The organism is Sphingobium ummariense RL-3 (assembly GCF_000447205.1).
GTDB classification, from domain to species: domain Bacteria; phylum Pseudomonadota; class Alphaproteobacteria; order Sphingomonadales; family Sphingomonadaceae; genus Sphingobium; species Sphingobium ummariense.
Genome location: NZ_AUWY01000051.1, coordinates 1 through 4,545 on the forward strand (window position 1 = coordinate 1; position 4,545 = coordinate 4,545).

A 4,545-nucleotide genomic window follows, 5' to 3' on the forward strand; every position below is an offset into this window, starting at 1 on the left:
CTTCGACACGCTGCGCCGGGAGGCGCGGCGCATCGCCCGCGCCGCCATCGTGCGCGAGACGCCCTCGCGCCGGCTGACAGCGGCGGTGGACCGGGTGCTGCTGCATCCGGTGGCCGGGTTCCTCATCCTGCTGGCGCTGCTGTTCGTGATGTTCCAGGCGGTGTTCAGCTGGGCCACGGCGCCGGCCGACCTGCTGGAGGGCTGGGTGACGGCGCTGGGTGAGGCGGTGACGGCGACCCTGCCGGCCGGGCTGGTTCATGACTTCCTGCTGCAGGGCGTGGTCGGCGGCGTGGGCGCGGTGATCGTCTTCCTGCCGCAGATCCTGATCCTGTTCTTCTTCATCCTGATGCTGGAGGCGACCGGCTATATGGCGCGCGCGGCGTTCCTGATGGACGCGCTGATGGCAAGGGTGGGCCTGTCGGGCCGGGCATTCATTCCGCTGCTCTCCTCCTTCGCCTGCGCGGTGCCGGGGATCATGGCGACGCGCACCATCGCGGACCCCAAGGACCGGCTGACCACCATCCTGATCGCGCCGCTGATGACCTGTTCCGCGCGGCTGCCGGTCTATGGCCTGATCATCGCCGCCTTCATCCCGGCGCGGACGGTTGGATGGGGCATCGGGCTGCAGGGACTGGTGCTCTTCGCGCTCTATGTCAGCGGCATCGTCGGCGCGATGCTCGCGGCCTGGGCGCTGCGCCTGACCGTCACCAAGGGGCAGAGCGGCGGGTTCCTGATGGAAATGCCGAAATATCAGTGGCCCCGGCCGCAAGACATATTGATCGGGCTGTGGCAGCGCGCGGTGATCTTCCTGAAGCGCGCGGGGACGATCATCCTCGCCACCAACATCGTGCTGTGGGTGCTCGCCAGCTTCCCGCAGGCGCCCGAGGGCCGCAGCCAGGTGGAATACAGCATCGCGGGCCGGATCGCGTCCGGCATCCATGTGCTGGTGGCGCCGATCGGCTTCAACCGCGACATCTCGCTGGCGCTGCTGCCGACCATGGCCGCGCGCGAGGTCGCCGTCTCCGCGATCGCCACCGTCTATGCGATCGACGCGGGCGACGACGAGGAGGCCGTGAGCCAGCAGCTGGGCGACCGGCTGCAGGGCCGCTGGTCGCTCGCGACGGCGCTGGCCTTCCTCGCCTGGTTCGTGTTCGCGCCGCAGTGCATCTCCACCATCGCCGTCACCCGGCGCGAGACCAACGGGTGGAAATGGCCGCTGTTCATGGTCGGCTATCTCTTCGTCCTTGCCTATGCCGCGGCGGGCATCACTTACTGGACCGCGACCGCAGCGGGACTATAAGGGCCGATCAATCTATCGGAGGAATCATGGCAGGCTCGGTCAACAAGGTCATTCTGGTCGGCAATCTGGGCGCCGACCCGGAGGTCAAGAGCTTCCAGAATGGCGGCAAGGTGTGCAACATCCGCATCGCGACCTCCGAAACATGGAAGGACCGCAATTCGGGCGAGCGCAAGGAGCGCACCGAATGGCATAGCGTCGCGATCTTTTCCGAAGGGCTGGCGGGCGTCGCCGAGCGCTATCTGCGCAAGGGCAGCAAGGTCTATGTCGAGGGGCAGCTGCGCACCCGCAAATGGCAGGACCAGTCGGGCAACGATCGTTACACGACCGAGGTGGTGCTGCAGGGGCCGAGCGCGGTGCTGACCATGCTGGACGGCGCGCAGGGCGGCGGCGGCCAGGGTGGCGGCTTCGGTGGCGGTGGTCGCTCGCAGGGCGGCAGCGACTGGAGCGGCGGGTCGAGCGGCTTTGGCGGCGGCGACTATGACGATTTCGGCGGCTCGTCGGGCGGCGGATTCGGCGGCGGTGGCCGCTCCGCCCCGGCCGGCGGCGGGCGCCAGGGCGGGCCGAATTTCGACAACGACCTGGACGACGAAGTGCCGTTCTGAGTCGGTCTGACATTCCTCCCCCAGCCTAGGGACATTTCATGCGCGTCCTCCTGACAGGCTCCTCTGGCTGGCTGGGACGGTTCCTGGCGCCGATGCTGCGCGCGGCCGGGCATGCGGTGACGGGGCTGGACGTCGCGCCGGGCGCGGACACCGATGTGCTGGGATCGGTCGCGGACGGGGCGCTGGTCGAGCGCCTGTTCGGCGAACGCGGCATCGAGGCGGTGATCCATGGCGGCGCGCTGCACAAGCCGGACATCGCCCGCTACCCGGCGCAGGCCTTCATCGACGTCAATGTCGCCGGCACGCTGAACCTGCTGGAGGCGGCGGTGCGCGCCGGGCATGACCGCTTCGTCTTCACCTCCACCACGTCGCTGATGATCGACCAGCGCATCCGGGCGGAGGCGGGCGCGGAGGCCGTGTGGCTGGACGAGGGCACCGGGCCGCTGGCGCCGCGCAACATCTATGGCGTGACCAAGCTGGCGGCCGAGGGGCTGTGCCGCATCCACCATCTGGAGCATGGTCTGGCTTGCGCGATCCTGCGCACGGGGCGCTTCTTCCCGGAGGAGGACGACACCCACCGCGCGCTGTCTGGCGAGAACATGAAGGCCAACGAGTTCCTGCACCGCCGGCTGACGGTGGAGGATGCCGCGCGGGCGCATCTGGTCGCGCTGGAGAAGGCGCCGGAGTTCGGCTGCGACACCTTCATCCTTTCCGCGCCGACCCCCTTCGCGCGCGCCGAGGCGGCGGAGCTGAAGGCGGACGCGCCCGCCGTGATCGCGCGCCATTTCCCCGATGCGGCGGCGCTTTATGCGCGGCGCGGCTGGCAGCTGCCGCGCTCGATCGGCCGGGTCTATGATGCCGGGCGCGCCGAGCGGGTCATGGGTTTTCGCTGCGAGACCGATTTCGCGGCGGTGCTGGCGGCGCTGCGCACGGACGGGCCACTGCCCTTCGCGCATGATGCCGACTATGTGTCGCCGCAGCTGAGCCGTTCGGCCTGACCCCGGTCAGTGGACCAGCGAGGCGGCGACCATGCCGCGCGCGGCGTTGCCGATGAAGAAGCCGCGTTCCAGATCGTGCAGGCGCAGGTCGCCCTCCACCGCCTCGCCCATGTCGAGCAGGCTGCGGCGAAGGATGCCCGGCAGCAGCCCGCGCGAGGCGGGGGGCGTCACCAGCCGGTCGCCGCGCTCGACGAAGATCGAGGAGAAGCAGCCTTCGGTGAGATAGCCGCGATCGTCGAGCAGCAGCACCTCATAGGTGCCGCCGCGCCTGAGCGCATCGCGATAGAGCGATCGGTCGGTGGTCTTGTGCCGCAGGCGCGGGTCGTCGGCGCGCGCATGGCGCGGCACGGCCGCCACGGGGACGATCGCGTGCGGCCAGGTGCGATGTTCGCGCACCTCGATCGCGGTCGATCCCTGGCGCGACAGCAGCAGGCGGAGCCGGTTGCGATCGCGCAGGCGGAAGGTCGCGGCCTGGAGCTCGTTGCGCATGGCATGACGATCGAAGGCGAAGCCGAGCGCGGACGCGCTGGCCTTCAGCCTTTCGAGATGCAGCTCCAGCAGCCTGATGCCTTCGACCGGATCGAAGGCCATCGTCTCGAGCAGATCGAAGCGTCCGTCAGCCAGTGCCATCGCCATCCATTCCAAGGCCGCGCCGCGCCATATGTCAAGCGGTTGTAAGAAAACGGCCTTTGGCCAAACATTCGGCCCATTCCGCCGCGCAGTCCGAATCGGCGACGATTCCCGAGCCGAGGCCCAGCCGCGCCGTCCCGGCCCCATCCTTGAGGAAGAGCGTGCGGATGGCGACGTTGAAGGCGGCGTCCCCTGCCGGGTCGATCCAGCCCATGGCGCCGGTATAGACACCGCGCGGATGCGGTTCGACCGCTTCGATGATCTCCATCGCCCGAACCTTGGGCGCACCGGTGATCGATCCGCAGGGGAAGAGCACGCGCAGCACGTCGACCGGGGACAGGCCCGGCAGGATGCGCGCACGGACGGTCGAGACCAGCTGGTGGACGGTGGGATAGGTTTCGACCTTGAACAGGTCGGGCACGGTCACCGTGCCGGCGCGCGCCACGCGCGACAGGTCGTTGCGCAGCAGGTCGACGATCATCAGGTTCTCGGCGCGCTGCTTGGGTTCGATGGCGAGCTGCTGCGCAAGGCGGGCATCCTCCACGGGATCGGCGCCGCGCGCGGCTGTGCCCTTCATCGGCCGGGCGGTCAGCTGGCCGCGCACCTGGGTGAAGAACAGCTCCGGCGAAAAGGAAAGGATGCTGTGCGCGCCGGTGCGGATGATGCCGCCATAGCCGGCGGCCGCGCGCGGGCGCAGGGCGGCGTAGAGCGCCATGGGATCGCCGGCGAAGGGCAGGTCGCAGGGGAAGGTCAGGTTGACCTGATAGATATCCCCGGCCCGGATCAGTTCCTGCACCTGGTCGAACATCGCGCGATAGCCGTCGGCATCGACCAGCGGCCGCAGCGGACCGGCGGACGCGCCGCCGGGGTCGGGCAGCAGGGCCGGGAGGGCGCCCGGCTCGACCAGCCTGCACCCTTCGAACAGGCCGAACCAGAGCAGCGGCTGGGGGACGGCGTCATCCGCGCCGTCGCGCCGATGGAGGAGCGGGAGCAGGCGGTCCTCCAGCGCCAGCCC

Annotated in this window: 5 protein-coding genes; 3 read left to right on the forward strand and 2 right to left on the reverse strand. The window is 69.7% G+C overall.

Translation table 11 applies throughout. The features are described 5' to 3' along the window. The 3 genes from feoB to M529_RS31305 all read left to right on the forward strand — a co-directional run. Positions 1-1,300 (forward strand): ferrous iron transporter B (gene feoB, locus M529_RS31295; RefSeq protein WP_021317200.1); only part of this gene is annotated, 1,300 nt, incomplete at its 5' end. Positions 1,301-1,326: 26 nt separating this feature from the next. Then, entirely contained in the window at positions 1,327-1,902 is a 576-nt protein-coding gene (ssb, locus tag M529_RS31300; protein ID WP_021317201.1) for a single-stranded DNA-binding protein, read from the forward strand. A 38-nt stretch (positions 1,903-1,940) separates the two neighbouring features. Beyond that, a complete protein-coding gene (locus tag M529_RS31305) occupies positions 1,941-2,900 on the forward strand; it encodes an NAD-dependent epimerase/dehydratase family protein (protein ID WP_021317202.1) in 960 nt (319 codons plus the stop codon). 6 nt (positions 2,901-2,906) lie between these two features. Here the strand turns inward: M529_RS31305 and M529_RS31310 are convergent, their stop codons facing one another. Beyond that, entirely contained in the window at positions 2,907-3,530 is a 624-nt protein-coding gene (locus tag M529_RS31310) for an aminotransferase class IV (RefSeq protein WP_021317203.1), read from the reverse strand. 34 nt (positions 3,531-3,564) lie between these two features. Further along, positions 3,565-4,545: aminodeoxychorismate synthase component I (pabB, locus tag M529_RS31315; protein ID WP_021317204.1), on the reverse strand; the 981-nt coding region annotated here is incomplete at its 5' end.